The organism is Binatus soli (SeqCode), from assembly GCF_050015535.1.
Classification (GTDB): Bacteria; Desulfobacterota; Binatia; order Binatales; family Binataceae; genus Binatus; species Binatus soli.
In genome coordinates, this window is record NZ_JBEKBF010000012.1 from 1 (window position 1) to 23,037 (window position 23,037).

Consider the following 23,037-nt stretch of genomic DNA (forward strand, 5'->3'; position numbering starts at 1 on the left):
CCTTTCTGCGTCCAAGCCACCGAAGCAAACGTCCGCTGATTACCCATCACCGCACCTCCTCATCCGCCACTCAACCAGTTCCTTTGTACACCAATCGATCAACTTATGCAGAGGTTCCCTAGGGGGCAATGTTAGCCTCGTCCGGGTGCGACAATCGGTAGGTCGGGCGATGGCGCGCGAGAAGGCGGCGTTTGCGGCTTGAAAAGCCTTTGGACTCAAGTCCGGGAACCTCTCATTTGCAATCCACGTGGGCTTGGTGCGAGTCTGACTCGTGATTCAAATGGGAATTCCGCTTAACTCCTTCATGCGATCAATCGCCAGGCTCACTTTCGCACTGCTGTTTCTACTGACCGCGTTTGCGCGCCCGGCGTTGGCGCAGTCAGATGACGGTGGGTCGCTAGACAGACCAAGACGCCCGTAAGTAAACTTTCCATCTCGCCCACGAAGCTGAGCTACAGCGTCAACCTCGACAAAGCGACCACCGAGACCAAGCATTTCAACATCAAAGACACCGGAACGCTGGCGTTGGACGTAACCGTTGGCGTGCCCACCCGTCCCGACTACAAAATCACCTTGGGTGGCGGTTCGAGCACGATTGCTGCCAAAGGAAGCCTCCCGGTTGTCGTTGAGTTCAAACCTATCGGAAAAGGGACCTACGACGGGAGGATCGCGATCACCAGCGGTGCGACCAGCGGGAAGAGCACGGCGACCGTGACTCTGAAGGGGAAAGCGAGGCAGAAGAAGCCGACCCCGACCGCAACTGCGACAGCGACCGCCACAGTGACGGCAACCCCTACGCTGACTCCGACCCCGCCCGCTCCGACTCCTACCCCGCCGACCCCGACTGTAAGCGTGACCCCCACGCCTGCCGCAACGGCTACCTGTACGCCACGGCCCTCAGCGACTCCGGATATCGCGCATCTCATTTTGATCTCGGGAGGTCAAGCCTCCGATGGCACTCCACTGAACAGCGCGGAAGTCTTCAACCCGGTCACTTATATATTCAGCCTCACGACCAGTGCGATGAATGATGCTCGGTACGGCCACGCATCAGCGGCGATCAACACGAGCGCAGGAGCCGATGTCCTGGTGACAGGTGGCTTCGATCCGACTGGCGTCGCGCAATCTACCGAGATCTTCACCGGCTCTACATTTGTCGCTGGCCCAAGCATGACCGACTCGCGCGAAGGCCACACGGCAACTGCGTTCAACGACGATTCTACCAACGTGTTGATTGCGGGCGGGCAGGATGCCAGCGGCACCGTTCTCAATACAGCCGAGATCAGTGGCACGGCTACAAGTCCAATGAGTACGCCGCGCGTAAACGCTGCTACCGTGCTCTTGGCAGAGCCGTTCTCAAACACGTGTCCAGCAAACGCGGTGATCACAGGCGGCTCGAACGGGCTAATCCCGCTACAAACTGCGGAATTGTTCAACCCCGGTTCCCACACCTTTACTCTGACCGATGATGTTTCGCTGGGCGGCAGTCAGATGAACGCAGCGCGTGCGTTCCATACCGCGACGCTGCTGCCCAACTCCGGCGAGTTCCTGGTGGCGGGCGGCGAAGGCGTCGCTGGGGTTGCTCAGGCGAGCGCAGAGATCTTCGACGTGGGGAGAAACAAATTCACGCTGACGACAGCACTCAGCGGAACGGACATGACCGTCGCGCGCGAGAAGCATACGGCCACAGCTTTTGGGGAAACAACGGTCTTGATTGCGGGAGGCCTTGACAGTTCCAATAACGCGCTATCGACTGCAGAGGTGTTCGATCTCTCGACGAATTCGTTCACGGCGGTCGGCTCGATGCATAGCGCGAGATTCAATCATGCGGCCGCAATACTTCCGAACGGCAAGGTGCTCATCACCGGCGGCGAAGATGGAAGCGGAAATACTCTCAATACTGCCGAGATCTTCGATCCCGTGACGAACAAATTCACCCTGACTACCGATGCCTCGCTCGGCGGCAACCGCATGAACGTCGCGCGGAAGCTGCATACGGCAACCGCGTACTAGCGGCGAGAAGCGCGCCGCCATTTGTAAGGCCGGGCAGAAAAGGCACGTGTGTGGCGAATTACTGATTTCCCCTGAAATGTTCCGAAATGGTGCTTGCGCCGTTCCTGCGCTTCCAACAGACGAACAAAGCGCGATCAAGAAGTTCAGCGGTGAGGCCAAGGGTATTTGGGGAGCGGGCGGATCGGCTTCGGCGAGTGCGGACATCGAGAATGAGAGGTGAGCCGCAGGGGTGACCCCTGCACCCAGTATTAAGGCCGCCCGCCGTTGGCGGGCGCGGCCCCTGGCCGTTGGCACGCCGTGTTTTCCTTTCTTAATACTGCGCTGCCGTCGCCACGGCCAGGGGTGACCCCTGCACCCAATGTTAACGCCGCGCTCCGTTGTCGCGCGCGGCCCCTGGCCGTTGGCACGGCTGGCCAGTATTAAGAGAACCTCGAGCGCGCGGGCGCCGCACGGATGTCCCTCACTCGCGCCAGAGGCGAGGACTCGCCCGTCTGAGCTGACGCGCAGCGGCCTTCCAGCAGCGCCGGTTTGCATTTCCCTGCTCGATACTCCCCCTTGCGTCAACTTTGACGATTTGCCTAGACTGACCATACGTTCATTTGACTGACTGTCCAGTTTTCTCATGACAAAGGAAGAAGTAATCAAGGAATTCCGGGTGCGGGAGATCCTTGAAGCCGCACGCCGCGTGATGGCTCGATACGGTATGCAGGGCACGACCGTCGATCGCGTCGCCGAGGAAGCGAAGGTCGCCAAGGGCACCATCTACCTCTACTTTGATACCAAAGACGAGCTGGTCCATACCGCGGTGATCGAGGGTCTGCGCGAAATGACGGCGGAGGTTCTTGCTTCGGACGATCCGTCGATGCCGCCGCTGGAACGAATCCGCAGACTCATCCTGGCCCAGTTCCGAATTCTGGCCTCGAACCAGGATTTTTTGAAGACATTTATCATCGGCAATTCGCTGGATATCGAGCTCGAATCCGAGACCGGCCAGCGAGAATTGCGAGTCTATGCCGGCCATCTCGATTTCGTCGCGTCGGTGCTGCAGGACGCGATCGACCACGGCGCCATTCGGCCCATCGATCCGCAATTCGCGGCGTTCATGCTCGGCGAGATGCTGACCGGATCGCTGCGGCGGCGGCTGCTCAAGCTGGCGTCGAGTCCGCTCGAATCGGATGCCGAAGCGGTCGTGGAACTTTTTCTAAAAGGGATTGCGGCGATTCCATGCGACTGAAGTCTCTCAGGGTTCCGGCTTTCGCCGGGCTGGCGGCCGCGCTGGGCGCGTTGGCGCTTTGCGGATGCCATCAACCGGCTGCGGCCGAGGTCGAAAAGGATAAGACGGGGCCGGCGCCAATTTCGATCGCGGTCGCCACGGCGCATCAGCAGAGTCTCGATCGCACGGCCGAGGTGCAGGGCGCGCTTTTCCCGCGCGAGCACGCGGTGATGTCGTCGGAAGTCGAGGGCGCGGTCGTCCAGGTAGCCGCGGACTTCGGGGACAAGGTTAGCGCCGGCCAGGTGATGATGAAAATCAACCCGCGCGAATATGAACTGCGGGTTGAGACCGAGCAGGCTTCGCTCGACCAGGAGCGCGCCAAGCTTGCCAACTCGACCGCGCGCTACAATCGCGCGCAGGCGCTTAGGCGAGAGGCGACCATCTCGCCCGAGCAGTTCGATCTAATGGCGTCGCAGATGCGCGTCGATCAGGCTGACACGGAATGGGCGGAAAAGGCGCTCGCGATGGCGCGCAAGAAACTCGGCGACACCGAGATCAAGGCGCCGTTCAGCGGCTCCGTGCAAAAGCGGATGGTCTCGCTCGGCGAGTACGTCTCACCCGGCAAAGAGATTTACGAACTGATAGCGACCGACCCGATCAAGCTGCGCTGCCCGATGCCGGAGCGGTTCGTGCCGCTGGCGCGAGTCGGGATGCCGGTGAAGCTTACGATCGACGCCAAGCCCGGTGCGTGGTACCCGGGAAAAATCACGCGCATCGCGCCGGCGCTCGATGAAAGCAGCCGCACGCTGTTGATCGAGGCCGAAGTCGCCAACCCCGACGGCGCGCTGAAGCCGGGATTCTTCGCCCACGTGACCATGGATCTCGGCCGCGATCGCGCGCTGTTCGTGCCCAGCCTGGCGGTGCTGCGCTACGCGGGCGTCGCGCGCGTATTCATCGTCGATGGGGGAGTCGTTCGCGCGCGCGAGGTGACCACCGGCAGCGTCGTCGGCGACCAGATCGAAATCACCGCAGGGCTGAAGGAGGGCGAGCAGGTCGCGGTCAGCGACGTCGATCGCCTGGCCGACGGCACCGCGGTGATCGCGAAGGCGCAGTCGTGATTCTCGCCGACCTGTGCGTGCGCCGGCCGGTCTTCGCCACGATGTTCGTCGGCGCGCTGGTCGTGCTCGGATGGATCTCCTACATGCGGCTGGGCGTCGATCTGTTTCCCAAGGTCGATGTGCCGACCGTGATGGTCACGACGTTCCTGCCCGGCGCCGCGCCGGAGGAAACCGAGGCGCGCGTCACCAAGCCGATCGAGGAGGCGGTCAACACGGTCAGCGGAATCGACGAGATGCGCTCGAACACGCTCGAAGGCGTGTCCCGCGTCATTATCGAGTTCAAGCTCGAGCGCGGCCTCGACGCCGCCATGCAGGACGTGCGCGACAAGATTTCGACGGTGCTCGATCAGCTGCCCGACGGGACCAAGCCGCCGATGGTGCAGAAGTTCGACCTCGACGCGGTGCCGGTCGTGACGATCACGATCACCGGCTACCAGAGCCTGAAAGAACTCACCGAGCTGGCGCGCCGGCGCCTCAAGGAACCGCTCGAATCGGTTGACGGCGTGGGTTCGATCGATATCGTCGGCGGACGCGAGCGCGAAATTCACGTGGACGTCGACGCCGACAAACTGCACGCGACGGGAGTGACGATTCAGCAGGTCGGCGCCGCTCTGTCACGGCAAAACGTCGAGTACCCCGGCGGCCACATGAAGCAGGGGATGTCCGAGGAGACGCTGCGCACGCTGGGCCGTATCACCGAGGTTCCCGATTTCGCCAAGGTAATAGTCAGCGAGGTCGAGGGCCGGCCGGTGACGGTCGGCGACATCGCGTCGGTCGAGGATGGGGTCAAGGAACCGCGCTCGCTGTCGCGCTGGGACAACAAGAATGCGGTGTCGCTGGTGGTGCGCAAGCAGTCGGGCGAGAACACGATCGCGGTCGTCGATCACGTCAAGGAGCGCTACGAGACGATCAAGGGCACGCTCCCGCCCGGGGTCGAGGTGATCTTCACGCGCGACGCGTCGGCGTTCATCCGCGAGGCGGTCCGCACCGTGCAGGAGCATCTCGTGCTGGGCGGAATCTGCGCGGCGATCGTGGTGTTCTTTTTTCTCGGCTCGATTCGCTCGACGCTCATAGCCGCGGTCGCGATACCCGTTTCGATCATCTCGACTTACTCATTGATCTTGTGGATGGGTTTCACGCTCAACCGCATGACTCTGCTCGCGCTGACGCTCGCGGTCGGAATAGTAATCGACGACGCCATCGTCGTGCTCGAAAATATTTTCCGCTTCATCGAAGAAAAGAACATGGACCCGTTCTCCGCCGCGAAAGCGGCCACCGCCGAGGTTGGGCTGGCCGTCAGTGCGACTACGCTGTCGCTGGTGGTCATCTTCGTACCCGTCGCGTTCATCCACGGCGTGATGGGCCGGTTCCTGAATTCGTTCGGCCTGACGATGGCGTTCGCGATCATGGTGTCGCTGCTGGTCTCGTTTACGCTGACCCCGATGCTGTGTTCGCGTTATCTGAAAGGCAAGTCGGCGGGCGGCGCGAAACACAACAGCTCGAAGGACTGGAAAATTTTCCGGTGGATCGAGGACTACTACGCGCTGGCGCTGCGCTGGTCGCTCGATCATCGATGGGTGCTGGTCGTCGCGTCCGTCGCGTTGGTCGTCTCGATCCCGTTCCTGGGCAAGCTGGTCGGCGCGACTTTCATGCCCGACGACGACTCGAGCGAATTCGCGGTTAACATCCGCACGCCGCCCGGATACTCGCTGGCGCATACCGATCAGATAGCCGCGCAGATCGAGGATCGGCTGCGCACCATCCCCGAAGTCCGCGATCTGTTCACCACCGTCGGCGACACCAACGGCGACGATCGCGTGACGGTCGCTCAAGTTGACGCGAAACTCTTCCCGCTCGAGCAGCGCCGCCGCAGCCAGGAACTGGTGATGGCGGACGCGCGCAAGTTGATGGACGCGTTTCCGGCGCTGCGCGTGAGCGTCGATCCGATCAAGCCGTGGGAGCAGGGCGGCTATCACGAAATGGCGGTCGAATACGCCATGCGCGGTCCCGACCTCGAAACGCTGCGGACGTACGCCGACAACCTGATGGCGCGGCTCACAAAAATCCCCGGCATCGTCGATCTCGATTCGAGCTACGAGGGCGGGCTGCCGGAGCTTCAAGTCAACATCGATCGCAGCAAGTCGGCCAACCTGGGCGTGTCGGTGGACGATATCGCACAGACGATGCGCACGATGGTGCAGGGCGACGTGATCACGCGTTTTCGCGAAGGTCAGGATACCTACGACGTGCGCCTGCAGTTGGCCGAGAAGGACCGCAACAATCCGATCGTGGTCGCAGGGCTGACGATTCCTTCAAGCAAGGTTGGGCAGGTGCGGCTGGACAACGTGGCGACGCTTACGCACGGGACGGGCCCGGTGCAGATCGATCGGCAGGACCGCCAGCGCAACATCTCGATCGTCTTCAACCTCGCGCCCGGATTCGCGATGAACAAGGTGATGGACGCGGTCACGCGCGAGGTCAACCAGATTCATCTGCCGCCCGGCTATATCACGGCGTTCGGCGGTGAGAGCAAGATGTACGGCGAGATGGTCGCCGGCTTCGTGGTCGCCTTCCTGCTCTCGATCATCTTCATGTACATGGTGCTGGCGGCGCAGTTCGAGAGCTTCGTCCATCCGATCACGATCATGTTGTCGCTGCCGCTGGCCGTCCCGTTCGCGCTGATCTCGCTGTTCGTCTTTCGCGAGCATCTGATGCTGTTCTCGACGCTCGGCATTTTGCTGCTGTTCGGCATCGTGAAAAAGAATTCGATCCTTCAGCTCGATCAAACGCTCAACCTGCTCCGCGCGGGACTGCCGCGCCGCCAGGCGATCCTGACCGCGAATCGCGACCGGTTGCGGCCGATCCTGATGACCACGGCGGCGCTGGTCGCGGGCATGATCCCCGTCGCGATTGGGCAGGGCGCCGGCGACAGCTCGATTCGCGCAATCGCGCTGGTCGTGATCGGAGGTCAGACTCTGTGCCTTCTGATCACCCTGCTGATTACCCCGGTCGCTTTCTCGCTGTTCGACGATATGGAGAATTGGTTCCGCAACTTCCGCAAACCTCCCGCACGGCTCAAGCTGGTCGAACCTCTTTACGACGACGAGCCCGAACGCCACGCGATCAACTAGCGGCGCGCGTCTCCATCTTCAATCTCGGGCCGGCGTTCTGATACGCTCGCAAAATTATTGAGCGCAGGAGACAAACCAATAATGGGTCAAATCGTAATCGTTCTTGCACTCGGGCTTGCCGCGGGCATACTCGGCGGATTCGTCGGCGTGGGCGGAGGCGTCCTGATCGTCCCGGTGCTCGTGCTGGTGCTCGGCTTCGATCAGCATCTCGCGGTGGGCACCTCTCTGGGCGCGCTGCTGCCTCCGGTCGGAATCCTCGGTGCGTACGAGTACTACAAGCACGGCCATCTCAACGTCACGTATGCGCTGCTGCTGGGCTTGGGCTTGCTGGTCGGTGCTTACATCGGCGCGGTGTACGCCGTCAGAATGCCCGGGACGACGCTTCGCCGCATCTTCGCAGTATTCCTGCTGCTGACCTCGCTTCGGATGCTGTACAAATAGATTTATCGCGCTGATCGCCCGCGACTCGATTTCCTTGCGCTGCCGGATTGCCCTTACTAAGTTCGCGATATGGACCCGGCGCTTGAAAAAGCACTCAACCTTTTGCTCGAATCCGAGCGCGCCGGAGTGATTGCTCTCGGCACGCTCATCGCCGACGTCAAGCAGGACGAACTGAAGAAGTTCCTGTCCGGCTCGCGTGCGATGGAACAGCGCAACGCCGAGGAACTCGAGGCTCTGATTCGCGACAACGGCGGCGATCCGTCCAGCGGCATCGGGCCGTTCGCGGCCAAAGTCGCCGCGCTCGAGTCGATTCGCGATCGCCTGAACCTGATGTCACGCGGTCAGGAATGGGCCGCGCGCAAAACCGAAGTCGCGCTCGCACTCGCCCCCGAAGATGGCCCCATACACGACTACCTGACTGCGATGGCGAATCGGCATCGCGCCGAAGTGGAATGGGGCCGCGCGGAAGTTATCCGCCTCATGTCAGCCGGCTAAGGGGGTACCCGCTCGAGCTTAAGTCTCTATCCGGGACGACTCTTGCGAGGTTGCGCGCGCGGCGCGATAATTCCACCCTCCGGTGGACGCATAGCTCAGCCCGGTTAGAGCGCTTGCCTCACATGCAAGAGGTCCCTGGTTCGAGTCCAGGTGCGTCCACCAAATTCCTCAATATTTTCAAAGGCTCGATTTCGAATAAGTGACGGACGCAGTCATCTGCTGTGTCAGATCTGTGTCAGAAGCGGGCGCGGCAGCCGTTTCGTCGCCTCGCCACTGTTTCCAACAATCGGTCGCAACTGCAGTTTCTGGCGCGCTTTCAAGACGCTTCGTGGGATCGATTATCGATCACCGCGGCGTCGCTTCGGCCGAACAACTTCGTTTGCCGGGGTAGGGGGGTCAAATCACTGGGAGTCGGCGAGCGTTGACCGCGTGCTGGCCAAACGCGTGTGGCCGCAGGTTCGGGGGGAGGGGGAGTGGGATGATGGAAATCACAAGCAAAACCATTCGCGATCGAATCGTGGAACTGCGGCGGGTTGCCGCACGCGAGCTGGTTCCCAATCCGAAAAATTGGCGGCGGCATCCGGCGCGGCAGGCCGCGGCGCTGCGCGGCGTGCTCGAGGAAGTGGGATACGCGGACGCGCTTCTCGCACGTCAGTTGCCAGACGGTCGTCTGATGCTGATCGACGGTCACCTGCGCGCTGAAACCACGCCTGACCAGCTGGTGCCAGTGCTGGTACTTGACGTCGACGAAGCCGAAGCCAACAAGCTGCTCGCGACACTTGATCCGCTGGCAGCAATGGCCGAGACCGACAAGCTCGCGCTCAAGGATCTAGCCGGGTTCGTGCAGACCGATAGCGCCGAGTTGCGCGAGTTGCTCGACGGGACGGCCGGCATTGCAAGGGAGGCTCAACAGGACGCGATTCCTGCGCCTCCGGTAACCCCTGTGGCGCGTTTGGGCCAAATCTGGCAGTTGGGGTAAGCATCGGCTCCTTTGCGGCGACTCTACGCGCCCGGAATACGTTTCACGCCTGATGGGCGATGAAAGGGCGATTTTGTTCGCGACTGACCCGCCGTATGCGATCGGGTACGCTGGCGGCTCCCATCCGGCCACTAGGGCGAACCGGGCCAAAGCCAACCGCGACAAGGACTGGTCGAAGGTCTACCGCGAAGCCGGCCGAACCGCGTTCGAGAACGAGGGCGTCGGCGGCGATAGCGGGCGATCGTTCTATCTCGCCTTTTACAAAGTCGCGATCGAATGCGCGATCGCACCCAACGCAGTATGGTATTGGTGGCACGCCTCCACCAGGCAGGCGATGCTCGAGGGCGTCTGGAACGAAGTCGGCGCGTTCCATCATCAGCAGATCATCTGGTTCAAGAGCCGACCCGTCCTGACCTATTCGGTCTATATGTGGGCGCACGAGCCATGCCTCTTCGGCTGGATCAAAGGCCAGAAGCCCGAGGTCGAACGCAAGCAGGAGGGCGGGTATCCATCAACGGTCTGGGAAGTCCCGAGCGCCGAGATTGAAACCAACGAGCATCCGACTTCGAAGCCAAATCGGCTGTTCGCGATTCCGATGCACTTGCACACTCAGCCCAACGACCTCTGTTACGAACCGTTCAGCGGCAGCGGATCGCAGCTGATAGCGGCAGAGCAGCTCGGGCGCCGCTGCTACGCGATCGAGCTGGAGCCCCGCTTCGTCGATGTAGCGATCTCGCGCTGGGAGAAACTCACCGGTCAAAAGGCCGAAGTAGTGGAGGAGGGTGCTGCGGATGAAAACACCGGGACCGCCGCCAACGCCGACTAATCTGAAGGAGCTCCTTGGGAATCCTGGCAAGCGGCGACTGAACAACAGGGAGCCGGACCCGGAGCCCGCGATTCCTTCGTGTCCTTCATTCCTGAACAAGGAGGCGCGCCGCGAGTGGCGCCGCGTTAGCAAGCTGCTGTTTGCGAACGGCTTGATGACCCAGCTTGATCGCGCAGCGTTAGCCGGATACTGCGACGCGTACGCCCGCGCGGCGGAAGCTTCACGCCAGCTCCAGAAGTACGGCCTCATCGTGAAATCGCCCAACGGCTACCCGATGCAGTCCCCGTACCTCGCGATTCTCAACACCGCGCTGCAGGAAATGCGTGCGTTTTGCACGGAGTTCGGAATGACGCCAAGCTCGCGCTCGAGGGTCAAGACCGCGAATCCAAAACAACGCAGTTTGTTCGGCGATTTTCTCGATAGCAACGAAGAGGTCGTTTCATAAATTGATTAGGTGGAGAGACCCCTACGATGCCGGCTCGTTCCCAGCATTCACATTTGCGACATCGAGCCAGCCGTGGTCAAAGGTGAAGGTTCGTGCCTTGCAAGCCGGATCTTGGATACGCACGATGCGCCGACCGCCGTCATCGTCTGCATGCTCGACAACGTAAAGCCAGTACGCCTCTCCGTGCTCGCGGGCACACTCGAACTGGGGGCGCGAAAGCCCAACGGGCCGGTCGTGCAGGCTACTGCTCATTGCCTTTACTTCGATCCATCGAGCAGGCTTGCCGTCGTCACCATATTCGAATAGGTCGTATCCTTCATTGAAGGGCGGCGTCCGCTGCAACTGAGGCTCACTCTTGAGAATGAACGTGATCGCCTTTTCCTCCAGCGCCATCCTGGCTTGGTGATCCAACGCGTCGAGGCTCGGATCTTCCTCATCTGGGCGCACGCCAACGTAGGAAATGAATGGCCGACCTCCCGCGCCTGCGGACGTGCGCTTGGGCGAATCGTGGCGAGCGCCCGACGAAGTCCCACTCGAAAGGGCGCCGGCGCGCGTCTCCGTGCCGGGACCGTGTCTCGCATCACTACCAGTGCTTTCTCGCCCGCCGCCGCTTTCCATAATCGCTTCAATCTGTCCAACTTGTGCTGACGGGGAACAATGTGACCGATAGGGGGGCGGGTCAGATCTCTAGACCGGGTCGGCGCGCGACCGCGTTGCCAGCCACGCGCGTGTGGTCGCGAAATTAAGCAAAACGGGCAGGAGGGGCAGGATGGGGAGAAAAAAGCCAGAAGTTACGCCAGCAATTCGGGATCGGATTCGTGAACTCCGGCGGATCCCGGCCAAAGAACTGCTTCCGAACCCACGCAATTGGCGTCGGCACCCCCGCGAACAGGCTACCGCGCTGCAGGGAATCCTGGCCGAGGTCGGTTACGCCGATGCCCTGCTGGCGCGCGAGACGCCTGATGGACTGATGCTGATTGACGGCCATCTTCGCGCAGAAACCACGCCGGACCAGCTGGTGCCGGTGCTGGTACTTGACGTCGACGACGCCGAAGCCAACAAGCTGCTTGCGACACTTGATCCGCTGGCAGCAATGGCCGAGACCGACAAACTCGCGCTCAAGGATCTCGCCGGTCTGATTCAGACCGATAGCGCCGAGCTGCGCGAACTGCTCGACGGCACGGCCGGCATTGCCCGTGAAGCGGCACAGGACGCGATTCCCGCGCTTCCGGTAACCCCTGTGGCGCGTTTGGGCCAAATCTGGCAACTGGGGGGGGCAAGCACCGCCTACTTTGCGGCGACTCTCCTGATTTTTCCGCCCGCATCCGTCAAGGGCTGCCAGAACGCCGCGGCTCCTAATCTTGATCTTGTCCCTTACTACGGCAACCGGCTTTGCGCTCGGGGCTGGGTCCATTCCTATTACAGTTCGAAATGCGGGAACAGCAGCGTTAGCCCGAACCGCACCGTGTACATTGGCGTAATCCCTGTGTACTGTCGGTATGCTGTCCATTCGCCTGAGACCCAGGCATTGAGCTCGAGCCCTTCGGACTTCCACACCTTCCCGAAACCGAAGCTGATCGGAATCCTGGTCGAACTCCCATGGCGCCAATTGACAGTCCATGTAGAGTCGGAGGATTTGATATACCATCCACGCCTCAGCGTGTACGAAATCAGCGGCTTGAACTTCATTCGGTTCTGCGGGGTGGCAGAAGAATTCGTGTAGGCAAAGGAGATGGGATTCTGGTATAGGAATCCCACCATCAACCGCGGAATGCCGCGATATGCGGCCGCAGCGGCAGGTCCAACTTCCCACGCGTGTTTTCCCGCACTTGGAACCCTCCCCGTCGGAAACACGAATGTCGGTCCCACTGCCCAGCCGAACCCTGTTTCTTTGGGGTCGGGCCAGTTGGAGATGAACAGATCGAACAGCTCGGTATCGGCGAATTCGGTTATTGTAGAGCTGCTCTGCGATGTTGCCAGCGTTCGCAGCCTGAACGTAGGTGTTATTACTTGTCTGAAAGGAAGGAATGAAAGAGGCTCTACCGGCAGTTCTACCTTAAGTTGAAGTGTGTTGGTCTGCGCCGATGTTTGAAAATTCCTTGGCGTATACAGATCTTGGAATTTCAGCTGCGTCAGAATCGCGGTCGGGTCATCGACCTTTCGCGCTAGTTGGTCCTCTTCCGATTCTATGCCCGACGAACCACTAACAGCGTCCTGACCATACGCGCCGCTTGCAATGGCGAAGACAAGGACGAAGGCCAATACCGGAGTCCCCGAGATTCTAGCGTAAATCGTCAGCGCTTTTACCTCCCGAATTTTGATGGACCTCGCTGCGGTAAAGAGCGACCGGCTGGAGCATCGCCGTGCAAACACTGCCGCGGCGGGTTCTAAAATTTCCAGATGATATTGAGCGCAACGAAGTTAAGAAGGTTCGTTGAGTAATGCCCTTGCAGCGTTCCGGCGAGTGGTCCGCGGCTATTACTGATGGGACCGGGGCCAGCGTCCATTACCTCAAACGCAGCCCCGGCTGTTACGTCGCGATTGATCTCGTACTGGACGCCTGTGCCATATCGCAGCTGGCGATCTGCAGGCAGGACTGCGATCCGATTCGCTGTCGAAACCGGCGAGCTGTCATACGCAAATCCCGCGGACCACAGCCATTTTTCACCGATTCGCAATTGTTGCCCGATCGCAATCTGACAGGTGTCCGAGAAATGCAGGTTAGCCTCGATACTCCTCTGGTTTTTCGCAGAGATTCCGACCGGGAACTCCCCGAATGCCGACCAATTCTGCCATCCAACATTACCCATCAGACTGAAGTTGGGTAGGACCTCGTAGACCGTGCTGAACATCACTTGCTGCGGCTCTGTCATAGGGATGTTGGCTTTTACTCCGTCTATTTTCTTGCGAATAAAGTCGAGACCTGGACCGAGACCCGTGACGTGCGGCCGAAAGCCGAACTTGTAGTCTTCCGGTGATTGATAGGTGAGCCCGATGCGGAGTTTGGAAATCGGCCGGAGCAAAATGCCGACATTACCGCCAAATGCTTCGTCCCACGACTCGAGCGCGAGGCCGCCATCGGGCACGCGCGGAAGAGCGTTGTTAATCTTCGATTGAAACGTGAGACGCCCGACTCCAAAGTTGAAACCTGCTCCCACTGACAGCCAGTTGCTTACCTCGTAGGCGATTGACGGGTTGATTTTGCCAGTGATGAGTGACGCCTCGGTTATGTAATAGCGTCCGACCCACGTTTTGCCGTAGTCTCCACCAAGTCCGTAATCTGAAAAAACCGCCACGCCGAGCCGCAACTTCTCAGAGAGTTTGTGGACATAGAAGAACGACCCGAGCGGAAAAAACACCCCTGCATTGCCGCCGCCACCGCCTGACGTCGTCGTTTGAGGGGCAACGTCGAAGTTAGTCGAGGGCAGGAGCACGCCGGACGCGGTTAGCAATTGTGAATGGTCGAGTAGAGTCATCCCGGCGGGATTGGCGGCTGCGGTCGAGGCGTCCGATGCCATAGCGGCTCGTCCGGCGCTTGCCGTGCCGAGATCGGGAGCTCCCGTTTCATACAACTCTAGCGCGGCACCTCGCGCGGAGGAGACAAATGCGAGTGAGACGACTATTGCAAGAGAAATAGTCCTATAAACCTTATGCAATGGCGGTTGCGCGGTTACCTCCGGCATGGCTTTAGCGGTAGGCTGCACTATTCGGTCCTTCATTTGAAGATTCCTCTCTTTAGCCCGATACGTGGCGCGATCGTCTCGATGCACACAAGTCGTTTCCATCTATAGCTTCAAATCAGGGAGCAGCAGCGTCAGACCGAACCTGACGGTATACATCGGCGTGATCTTTGAGTATTGGCGGTAGGCCGTCCACTCGCCCGACACCCATGGATTGAGCTCAATTCCTTCGAACTTCCAAACGCGGCCAAAGCCAAGGCTGATCGGGATCGTCGTCGAACCGCCGTGACGCCAATTGACCGTCCACGTCGAGTCGGATGATTTTACGTACCAGCCGTGGCCGAATGTATACGAAATTATCGGCTGGAACTCCATCTGGCTTTGCGCTGGCGCTGAGGAATTGGTGTACCCAAGCGATATGGGATTCTGGAAGAGGAAGCCGATCATCAAGTGCGGAACGCCCAGGTATTTGGCTGCGGCTGCGGGTCCCACCTCCCACGCGTGTTTTCCCGCAGTTGGGTCTCTTCCCGTCGGAAACACGAACGTCGGTCCCACTCCCCAGCCGAATCCGGTCTCCTTGGGATCGGGCCAGTTGGAGATGAATAAGTCGAATAGCTCCATATCGGTGAATTCGGTTATCGTCGAACTGCTGGATGATGTCGCTATCGATTCGACCTTGAACGTCGGGCGAATGACTTGCTGAAACGGAAACCCCGAAAATGCTTCTATCGGTACAACTGCACGCAGCTGAATTGTATTCGTCTGTGCCGAGGTCTGAAAATTCTTCGGAGTATACAGATCCTGAAGTTGCAGTTGCATTAGAATCGCGGTCGGATCATCTACCTCTCGCGCCAGGCGATCTTCTTCGGACTCGGCGCCGGCAGAACCAGCCAGCAGGCTCTGGCCTCGCGCGTTACCGCTGATCGCAAGGAAAATAAAAAGAAATATTTTGACGATCCGTCCTATCACGAAGTGCTTCAGCCTCCGAAAAGAGGTCCCTTAATCAATTTCGGGATGACGGGAGTAATCGCGAACTGGAGGTTCCATTTCTGGCCGAAGACATCGGGATGAACCGGCATGTACTGACCTTGAACCTGAAGTTTCACAGGAAGCGGGCCAATCTTGATTACCTTGCTCACATTAAGGCCGATAGGAAACGTCACCTCGTTTCCGCTCTTGTTCGCGTACCAGTTAACCAGCATGTTGGGCGATGTCCCGATGCCCCATCCATCGCCCGGCAGATAGACGAAGAAGTATTGAAGGTTCATCTGGCTCACAGTCTGCGAGCCTGGGCCGCCGGTCGAGAACCACTGCTGAGGAAATACTCCTGCCAGCCACTTTCCACCCAGGTATCCGAATACGCCGGCGGGTCCAAGCTGCCATTTGTTCTGCCCAAGCCTCAAGTTGCTCGCGGTAGGGAAAATGAAACTGGGGCCCGCGCCCAAGAGCCATGGGCCGGCGAGCTTCGGACTGGGCGAGAGTAGAGTCGCGAGGATCGTGTCGCCGAAGCCCGTGACGCGATGAAGATGCAGGCTCTCGTTCACGTAAGGCGTCGAGTTCATCACCTGGAAAACGGGCCGAGTGATCAGGTTCCAATCGTCGGTCAGCGCCAGTGGCAGAACAGGCTGAAACTGGAGGTTCACAACGTTGCGATCCGGCTTGTTCAGCCAGTAGGTATTTTCTTGAAGCTGAAGAGCCCAAATGCTCGAAATCGGGTTCGACAGTTCTTTATTAACTTCGTCGAGTGATTTGTCCTCCGTCGTCTGCGCAGCAGCGGAAGGTACATGTACGAAGGCCAAAAGCGTTATGAGAATGAGCGATCGCGTAAATCGATTTTTCATGGCGCCTCACATTCATCGCGGCTCGCTGCCAAAGCTGGCCAACGACGCTAGTTCGCTACACCGGAGAATTTATTTCGACATCAGCACCTTGCCGGTGGTGCTATCGATGTTGAACAGCCAGAAGGCCGTCACGTCTTCCTCCAGGATCATCGCGACCATGCCTACGCCAGGTGCAAAAAAATTGTAGCCAATGTTCTGCGTATGGGCCGGACCAACTTTGCCCTCGCACTTGACGCGGAACAGGACCGCCGGGAAAGTGCCGGCCGGTACCGTCACTTGGTAAGTACCGATGTAGGTGTAGGTGCCGTTGATAGATCCGGAGTATCTCTGGTCGCTCGGGTCGTCCAGATAGTTTACTGAAACTTGTTGCGTGTATGTTCGCGTCTCTCCCGGTTGCATGCCCTTGGGCACGAACGGATTAGCAGGCGTGGTGACGACCACCACGCCCTCGCCGGAGTCGGTGAGAGCGGCCATTATGATGTCGCCCTCTGGCGTCTCGCGCATGAAGCCGGCGAGCGAGGGCGTGAGCTGAAACCGCCAGGCCTTTTTCCCGCCTGGGCGCCTGGCCTTCCAAAGTCCAAGCGTCTGCGTGGTCCCCGCGTGGGGGCCGGCGACGACCTGGTACTGCTGTGACTTCTCTTGAAGCGGGAAGTAGACGGAGGGGTCCGCGATAGGTTGGCTCGGCAACGCGATGCCCACCACGCCTGGCCCAAGCTGGGCGGTTATATTTTGCTGATCTTCCGGAGGCAGAGGCAGCACGACACCTTGCGCGCGCGCAGCCCCTGAAACCAGCAGCAAAAAGCCGAGCGATATGGTTATAAACTTTCCCATCAGGTTCCTTGCTCCATCAGCGCCGGGTCGGCGCACTCGCTCCTACCGATACCGTTACCGTGGCCTGAGCCGTTGGAGGGCCACGGGCTCAAGCCACAGCCATCGCGCCCCCGCTAGTATCCGCTCTGGACGAAGACGCTGCCCTTCGGTCCGATTCGGACACATTCGGCCTGGCCATTGTAATCGGGGTTGCATATGGCTTTGTCAGAAGCGGGACACTTGTACAAACCCGCTTCGAGCGGCTCGCACTTATTGAGATCGAAATGCAACTCGGTCCTTTTCATTGCCGCATCCTGGGCCGGCGGAGGAGTGGACGACGAGCATCCACCAAACCCCACCATGCCCATCACTGCGATCGCTAAAACCATCCGCTTTGCCATTTGTTCTGCCTTAGTTCCTGAGTTTCTATTTACCATTGAACCTACCTCCAATCACTTTTTCATATGTCTTGCGTGCCGCAGCCGGCGACGCCAAGCTCATCGGGTTATTCCGTCCCTCTTTTCATCGCCGCGATCCGTGCCTGAAGTTCTGCCTTGAGTGCTTCGAGATTGAAACTCGCTCCGCGTTGCATCGGCGGGAACGCGATAAAGGTCTGCGCTTCTTTGGCGACCTCCTGCTGCAGGAAGACGAAACGCCAGAACTCGTGGATGTAGAAATCCGGCATGTAGTAGGCGGAACCCATGTTGCCCTTCCAGATCCCCATCCGCTCGAATGGATCGAGCCGGAGATTGGTTAGGAGCGGCATATCCAGATGTACAGTGCTCCCAGTCCATCCATCGGGCTGATCGATCAATCGGAATTTCCAGTCATCAATACGGACGGCGCCCAGGGTGCCTTCGGCGAAATAGAAGACTTCATGTCGGTTGGACGGTCCCTTAGCGGTCAGCAGGTCCAACTGGTTGTAACCGTCGAGATGTACCTTGTAGGTCGTGTTGCCCAACTGCTTGCCCTTCAGCAACTCGTCCTTGATGCTAGGATCGCCGGCGGCGGCGAGCAGGGTCGGGAAGAAGTCCAGACCGGACATGATGCCGTTCTCGACCTTTCCAGCCGGGACGTGGCCGGGCCAGCAAACGATCATCGGCACACGCATGCCGCCTTCCATGATCGTTCCCTTGCCGGCGGCGAAGGGCGTGTTGCCGCCATCTGGCCATGTAAAGTTCTCCGCGCCGTTGTCGGTGGTGAACACGACGATCGTGTTGTTGTCGAGACCGTCGGCCTTCAGCTTGGCCAGGATACCGCCGACGACGTCGTCGAGCTGGGACATGACGCCTTCTTCCAGATACCAGCCGTTCTGCCCGTTCAATTTGGCGGCATATTTCGGCGACAGGTGCGAAACGATGTGCGCGCGGGTGGGATTGACCCACAAGAAGAACGGCTTGCCGTCCGCCTTGGCCTTGTCGATGAACTTCACCGAGTAGTCGAGAATGTCCTCGTCAACCGTCTCCATGTTGTACTTGATGCCGGGCATGGGATGCGGCGGCAGCGGCCCCTCATCCACGATCCGCTGCTTGCCTATCTTGCCCCAGCGCGGCTGCACGGTCGGATCGTCGGTCGTGGTGGCGAAGCTGTGGATCAGGTTGCGCGGTCCGACGACATCTTTGAGTCCTGCCGGATAGGAGTGCCAGAACGGGTCCTCCATCGCGTCGAGGTGATAGAGATAGCCGAAATACTCGTCGAACCCGTGCACGGTCGGCAGGAACTGATTCAGATCGCCCAGATGGTTCTTGCCGAACTGGCCGGTTTCATAACCCATCGCCTTCAGCGCGGTAGCAATCGTCGGCGCCTGGTCGGGTATACCGACTGTGGCGCCGGCTTGGCCGACCGTGGTCATGCCGGTGCGGATCGGCAGTTCCCCGGTGATGAAGTTGGCGCGACCGGCGGTGCAGCTCGGCTCCGCGTAGTAGTCAGTGAAGCGCATGCCCTCGGTGGCCAACTTGTCCAGATTCGGAGTCGTCGAATACATGAGACCCTGGTGGTAAGCGCCGATGTTGGACCAGCCGATATCGTCGCCCATGATGACGAGAATGTTAGGCTTCTTGTCCTGAGCCCACGCCGCTTGTGCGACCGACAAGCCTATGATTGCGCCCATCATGAGCGCGATACTGAAGTGTGTCCTTTTCCGACTAAGCATTTGAACGCTCCTGCTGCATTTGGTTTTTCGTCTTCTCTTAGCTCTGCGCGGGTTTCCCCTGCAGTTGCAAGATGCGATTTGGGATTTTCTGCGCCCAATAGTCCATCGCGTTCTGCGCGTCGCCCCATTGGAATGACGCTGCCCCCTTCATTCCGATGCCGCCCGCACGCTGATCGACTGCTTCGGCCAGCAACGCGCCGGTGACCGAATCGGTGGCCTTCATCTCGGCCTCGGCCGAACCAACGAACGCATAGCTGCCGGTAACCATCGATTGGGCAACGTTGATGACTTTCACTTGCGGGATAATTACAGAGATGGTGCGAAGTGCCGGGACTGCAGTCGTCGCGTCCATCAGCGCCACCCGCAAGGTCATAACGCCGGGTCCCGGCTGTTCGACAAGGGTGAAACTCTTGGAAAGGTTGGTCTGCAGCGCGTTGTAGAAGTATGTGGTTAACGTTTGTTGATCCGCTTGCGACACCTTCGAATCGGCAGCGGCCCAGAACTCAACCGGCACAAGCTGTATCTTGGTGTAGCTGCTCCATTGAGCGTCGGGACTTATCCAGGCCAGCGCGGCGCCACCCTCTGGCCCGGGAGCCAGCTTGGACGCATCGGGGCCGAGAAATCCCGTAACCGAAGAAGGCAATGGGCCGCCCGCCTCGAGCGCCTTCTCTGCCGCTGGCGCGCTCTGGACCGTAGTCGCGCATCCTGCAGCCAGCAGCACCGCCGCGAGAGCCGCGGTTGCGGTCATAGTGGTCAGCATTTTCCTTCGCAAACTGTTGTTCATCACGATCTCCTTCATAATGTTGGCTCCCGCTAGTTCAGTCTCTCCTTGGACTATTTCTTCTCATCGCTGCGTTGTGAATCGGCGCACTGCAATGCCGGACAACCGGCTCTTGCCTGGAGTGTGTTCGCGCAACTCGATGACGGGTGAAGCTTGGTCCCTTTTTCCGGGCAGCGATATTGTACTTTGGTACAATGGCCGAACGGCCGCCGCGCGATGCACAGTATGCTTGCGAGCAATGGTGCGGATGATCCGCACCATTCTCCCGCGCAGTTGGTATCGTTAGTTGTTTAAAGAATCGACGGCCACAGTCATTGTGGTAGATGACGACGCGTCTGTCCGCCGCGCGCTGCGAACGCAGCTGCAGATTTTGGGATTCAACGTGTTGGACTTTCCAAGCGCGGAAGAGTTCCTGGCGAGCGAGTTCCCAACTGGCGACGCGTGCCTGCTGTTGGACGTCTACATGCCGGGAATGAGCGGAATTGAACTATGCCGGAGGATGGTTGAGTCAGGCCGGCGCTTGCCGACGATCCTGATAAGTGGCCGCGATGATCAGCAGACCAAGAAAATGATGCGCGACGCGAACCCCGTTGCGAGCTTGCTGAAGCCCTTCGACGAAAAAACCTTGCTACGGGCGATTCGGAAGGCGTTGCCGAACCAGTCGAGCTTGCTGCACTAAGCGCTACCAAACGCGCTATACCAGCAAGTAGTTCTTCTCATTAGCGCGCCACGCTCGCTTCAATGCGACTCCCTATTGTATGGTCCGCAGCGAGGGTCGAATCTGCATTCCGCCGCACCAGTCGCGGAGATCCAACCCCCATGCGCAGGTTTCGCTGATGCGACGACCAACGACGATCGGCACAATCGAGCCAAAGCGTACTAGGGCCGCGCGCGTCGGTCGCGAACGGCGCGAGCTTGATCGCTTCGAGTCGCTGGTGGTCGAACTATCGGCGGCAATGGCGCGGGCGCCGGCTGACGCCGTCGATCGCGAAATCGAATCCTGGTTGGGCAATATCTGCCAAGCCCTGGGTCTCGACCGAAGCGCCGTATATGAGCGTGATGCGCCGGGCGAGCCGGTACGCACGACGCATACCTGGCTTCGAGCGAATTCTCCGCCTTTTCCTCGGCATTATGATCCGGGCAAGTTCTTTCCGAAGACCGCCGACTGGATCATGGCGGGCAATCATCTTATGTTCTCGCGTCCAAGCGATATACCGGTTGAACTGGCGGATGTGAGGCGCTTCGTAGAGCGATATGGACCCAAGGCTTCTGCGGCGATCCCAATGTGGGCCGGTGGCAAAGTCATCGGAGCAGCGACTTTCGGCAAGTTCCGCTCGCCTCGGGAATGGTCGCCTGAACTGCTCGATCACTTGGCCCTCGCGGTGCGACTCTTTGGAAGCGCGATCGAGCGCAAGCAGTCAGTCACAGCAATGCGAGCAGCTCGCGCTGAACTCAGGACCGCTTCGCGCCGTAACTTGATGAGCGAACTCGTCGCCTCGCTTTCGCACGAAATCAACCAGCCCCTTGGCGCAATTCTGAGCAACCTCGGAGGTCTCGCGCGCCTGCTGACGAAAGGAAATCCGCAGCCCGCTATGGCCTTGGAGGCGGTTAACAATGCGATTGAAGACACCAACCGAGCGGCTGAAATCGTTCGGCGCATCCGGTTCATGTTCAAGAAACACGTGGAGCACAAAACCGCAATCGACATCGGCGCCCTGGTCAACGAAGTGGTGAAGCTTACTGCCGGCGAGGCCGCGGTTCGGAAGATCTCAGTGCAGATCGAGGTATCGCCTTCCGTGGATCGAGTCATCGGCGATAGCATCGAGCTGCAGCAGTGCGTACTGAATCTGCTCATGAACGCCTTCGATGCGATCGCAGAGGCCAAATCTGATCGACGCGGCGTAACAATCAAGGTCGCTCCGGAGAAGACCGGATGGGTCGGCGTAAGCGTAAGCGATAGCGGCGCGGGTGTTGACCCTGCCGTCGCGAACCGGCTGTTCGAGCCATTTGTTACGACCAAGAGCGAAGGTATGGGATTGGGCTTACTCGTCACCCGATCGATAGTAGAGAGTCACGGCGGCGCAATCTGGTCGACGCCAAATCCCGACCGCGGCGCCACGTTCACCTTCACGCTTCCGGTTGCCGAAGGGAAACGCGCCAGCGCGTCGAGAAGCGCGGGTTGATCGAACTCAAGAGGGCAGCGTTCGAACGGCGTGAATCCCGAGGCTTCCAGCCATGCGCACTAGGTCGGCGAGTGAGCCGGCGCCCATTTTGCTCATTACACTTGCGCGATGCGCCTTCACGGTCCGTTCGGTTGTTCCCAATTCGGTGCCGACTTGTTTGTTCAGCAAACCGTCGGTTACCAGGCCGAAAACTTCGCGTTCGCGGGAGGTCAGAGAGCGCTGGAGGTCTTCAAGTTCGATCCGCTGCAATTGTTCAGCGCGCCGTCTGCGCGAAAGATCGGCGCCGCGTGCTATCGAGCTCAACAGAGCTTGATCGTCAACCGGCTTTTCGAGGAAATCCACGGCGCCTCTCCTCATCGCCTGCATTCCGAGCGACAGATCGCCGTGACCGGTGATGAAAACGATCGATGCGTAGGGAACCGTGCGGTTGAGTTCCTCCTGAAGCTGAAGCCCATTCATTCTCGGCAGGTAAATGTCCGCCACGACACAATCAAATTCCTTCGCATCAACGGCATCGAGAAGTTCCTCAGCGCAGCAGTGAGGAGTGACCTCAAAGCCGGCAGTGCTGAGTTGGAAGAAAAGGGCCTGCCGCACCCGCTCGTTATCTTCGATTATTGCGACCCTGATGGGTCCGGTCGTCTTAACAGTTTTGATGTCCTCGCCGTCTTCCGCGCTGCCGCTTTGAGGTCCAACGCGAGTCTTTGCGGTTGCCATCCTTCCTCCCAGGCGTTCGCTGCAAGATCTGTCGAAATACTACAAATCATTGACGGCATAGAGCAATTGGACTGTGGTTATCTGCGGCACAAATGGCGTTCGCACGTAAAATGACGACGCATGGCAGCCCCATTGATGATTCAAGCGATACGTTCGGATCTCTATACTTCCCATTGCGAGAACTGCCGATTACCGGCTTCCGAGACTCGTTTTCG

At 59.6% G+C, this 23,037-nt stretch carries 22 protein-coding genes and 1 tRNA gene; 13 read left to right on the top strand and 10 right to left on the bottom strand.

The window, feature by feature from the left end; genetic code table 11:
• Positions 1-653 precede the first annotated feature (653 nt).
• On the bottom strand, positions 654-926 hold the full coding sequence (locus ABR989_RS10425; protein ID WP_428128196.1) for a hypothetical protein: 273 nt from the start codon (positions 924-926) through the stop codon (positions 654-656).
• Between the two features lie 97 nt (positions 927-1,023).
• Here ABR989_RS10425 and ABR989_RS10430 point away from each other — a divergent pair, with 97 nt between their 5' ends.
• The 10 genes from ABR989_RS10430 to ABR989_RS10475 all read left to right on the top strand — a co-directional run bounded on the left by ABR989_RS10430 (position 1,024) and on the right by ABR989_RS10475 (position 10,661).
• A complete protein-coding gene (locus ABR989_RS10430) occupies positions 1,024-2,013 on the top strand; it encodes a Kelch repeat-containing protein (protein WP_428128198.1) in 990 nt (329 codons plus the stop codon).
• A gap of 622 nt (positions 2,014-2,635) precedes the next feature.
• Positions 2,636-3,247: a TetR/AcrR family transcriptional regulator gene (locus ABR989_RS10435; RefSeq protein ID WP_428128200.1), complete on the top strand. Its 612-nt coding sequence runs from the start codon at positions 2,636-2,638 to the stop codon at positions 3,245-3,247.
• Positions 3,238-4,344, top strand: a complete 1,107-nt coding sequence (locus ABR989_RS10440; protein WP_428128203.1) for an efflux RND transporter periplasmic adaptor subunit — start codon at positions 3,238-3,240, stop codon at positions 4,342-4,344. Before ABR989_RS10435 ends, ABR989_RS10440 begins: the two co-directional genes overlap by 10 nt.
• Entirely contained in the window at positions 4,341-7,475 is a 3,135-nt protein-coding gene (locus ABR989_RS10445) for an efflux RND transporter permease subunit (protein ID WP_428128205.1), read from the top strand. The genes ABR989_RS10440 and ABR989_RS10445 overlap by 4 nt, the downstream gene beginning before the upstream one ends.
• Positions 7,476-7,556: 81 nt before the next feature.
• Positions 7,557-7,916: a TSUP family transporter gene (locus ABR989_RS10450; RefSeq protein WP_428128207.1), complete on the top strand. Its 360-nt coding sequence runs from the start codon at positions 7,557-7,559 to the stop codon at positions 7,914-7,916.
• A 69-nt stretch (positions 7,917-7,985) separates the two neighbouring features.
• Positions 7,986-8,411, top strand: coding sequence for a DUF6306 domain-containing protein (locus tag ABR989_RS10455; RefSeq protein ID WP_428128209.1), 426 nt, complete (start codon positions 7,986-7,988; stop codon positions 8,409-8,411).
• 84 nt (positions 8,412-8,495) lie between these two features.
• Positions 8,496-8,573 (top strand) — tRNA-Val (locus ABR989_RS10460).
• Between the two features lie 316 nt (positions 8,574-8,889).
• Complete coding sequence (locus ABR989_RS10465) at positions 8,890-9,390, top strand: ParB N-terminal domain-containing protein (protein ID WP_428128211.1); 501 nt, start codon at positions 8,890-8,892, stop codon at positions 9,388-9,390.
• Positions 9,391-9,442: 52 nt separating this feature from the next.
• A complete protein-coding gene (locus ABR989_RS10470; RefSeq protein ID WP_428128213.1) occupies positions 9,443-10,216 on the top strand; it encodes a DNA-methyltransferase in 774 nt (257 codons plus the stop codon).
• Positions 10,182-10,661, top strand: coding sequence for a phage terminase small subunit P27 family (locus ABR989_RS10475; RefSeq protein WP_428128215.1), 480 nt, complete (start codon positions 10,182-10,184; stop codon positions 10,659-10,661). Before ABR989_RS10470 ends, ABR989_RS10475 begins: the two co-directional genes overlap by 35 nt.
• A 21-nt stretch (positions 10,662-10,682) precedes the next feature.
• Here the strand turns inward: ABR989_RS10475 and ABR989_RS10480 are convergent, their stop codons facing one another.
• Positions 10,683-11,054 (bottom strand): protein NO VEIN domain-containing protein, encoded by a 372-nt coding sequence (locus tag ABR989_RS10480; protein WP_428128217.1) that lies wholly within the window; start codon positions 11,052-11,054, stop codon positions 10,683-10,685.
• A 337-nt stretch (positions 11,055-11,391) separates the two neighbouring features.
• Between ABR989_RS10480 and ABR989_RS10485 the strand changes: the two genes are divergently transcribed.
• Positions 11,392-12,384, top strand: a complete 993-nt coding sequence (locus ABR989_RS10485; protein ID WP_428128219.1) for a ParB N-terminal domain-containing protein — start codon at positions 11,392-11,394, stop codon at positions 12,382-12,384.
• A 664-nt stretch (positions 12,385-13,048) separates the two neighbouring features.
• On the opposite strand, the gene ABR989_RS10490 is transcribed toward ABR989_RS10485, so the two are convergent.
• The 7 genes from ABR989_RS10490 to ABR989_RS10520 form a co-directional block, all read right to left on the bottom strand.
• Positions 13,049-14,446, bottom strand: a complete 1,398-nt coding sequence (locus tag ABR989_RS10490) for an OmpP1/FadL family transporter (protein ID WP_428128221.1) — start codon at positions 14,444-14,446, stop codon at positions 13,049-13,051.
• Complete coding sequence (locus ABR989_RS10495; RefSeq protein WP_428128222.1) at positions 14,447-15,310, bottom strand: hypothetical protein; 864 nt, start codon at positions 15,308-15,310, stop codon at positions 14,447-14,449.
• Between the two features lie 8 nt (positions 15,311-15,318).
• Positions 15,319-16,182 (bottom strand): hypothetical protein, encoded by an 864-nt coding sequence (locus tag ABR989_RS10500; RefSeq protein WP_428128224.1) that lies wholly within the window; start codon positions 16,180-16,182, stop codon positions 15,319-15,321.
• A 69-nt stretch (positions 16,183-16,251) separates the two neighbouring features.
• Positions 16,252-17,013: a hypothetical protein gene (locus tag ABR989_RS10505; protein WP_428128225.1), complete on the bottom strand. Its 762-nt coding sequence runs from the start codon at positions 17,011-17,013 to the stop codon at positions 16,252-16,254.
• A gap of 113 nt (positions 17,014-17,126) precedes the next feature.
• Complete coding sequence (locus ABR989_RS10510; RefSeq protein WP_428128227.1) at positions 17,127-17,393, bottom strand: hypothetical protein; 267 nt, start codon at positions 17,391-17,393, stop codon at positions 17,127-17,129.
• Between the two features lie 104 nt (positions 17,394-17,497).
• Entirely contained in the window at positions 17,498-19,102 is a 1,605-nt protein-coding gene (locus tag ABR989_RS10515) for an arylsulfatase (protein WP_428128229.1), read from the bottom strand.
• A gap of 79 nt (positions 19,103-19,181) precedes the next feature.
• Positions 19,182-19,928: a DUF3313 domain-containing protein gene (locus ABR989_RS10520; protein ID WP_428128231.1), complete on the bottom strand. Its 747-nt coding sequence runs from the start codon at positions 19,926-19,928 to the stop codon at positions 19,182-19,184.
• A gap of 283 nt (positions 19,929-20,211) precedes the next feature.
• On the opposite strand from ABR989_RS10520, the gene ABR989_RS10525 reads away from it, so the two are divergent.
• Complete coding sequence (locus ABR989_RS10525; protein ID WP_428128233.1) at positions 20,212-20,604, top strand: response regulator transcription factor; 393 nt, start codon at positions 20,212-20,214, stop codon at positions 20,602-20,604.
• Positions 20,605-20,761: 157 nt separating this feature from the next.
• Complete coding sequence (locus ABR989_RS10530; protein ID WP_428128235.1) at positions 20,762-22,108, top strand: GAF domain-containing sensor histidine kinase; 1,347 nt, start codon at positions 20,762-20,764, stop codon at positions 22,106-22,108.
• Between the two features lie 6 nt (positions 22,109-22,114).
• Here the strand turns inward: ABR989_RS10530 and ABR989_RS10535 are convergent, their stop codons facing one another.
• Complete coding sequence (locus ABR989_RS10535) at positions 22,115-22,822, bottom strand: response regulator transcription factor (protein WP_428128237.1); 708 nt, start codon at positions 22,820-22,822, stop codon at positions 22,115-22,117.
• Positions 22,823-23,037: the final 215 nt, after the last annotated feature.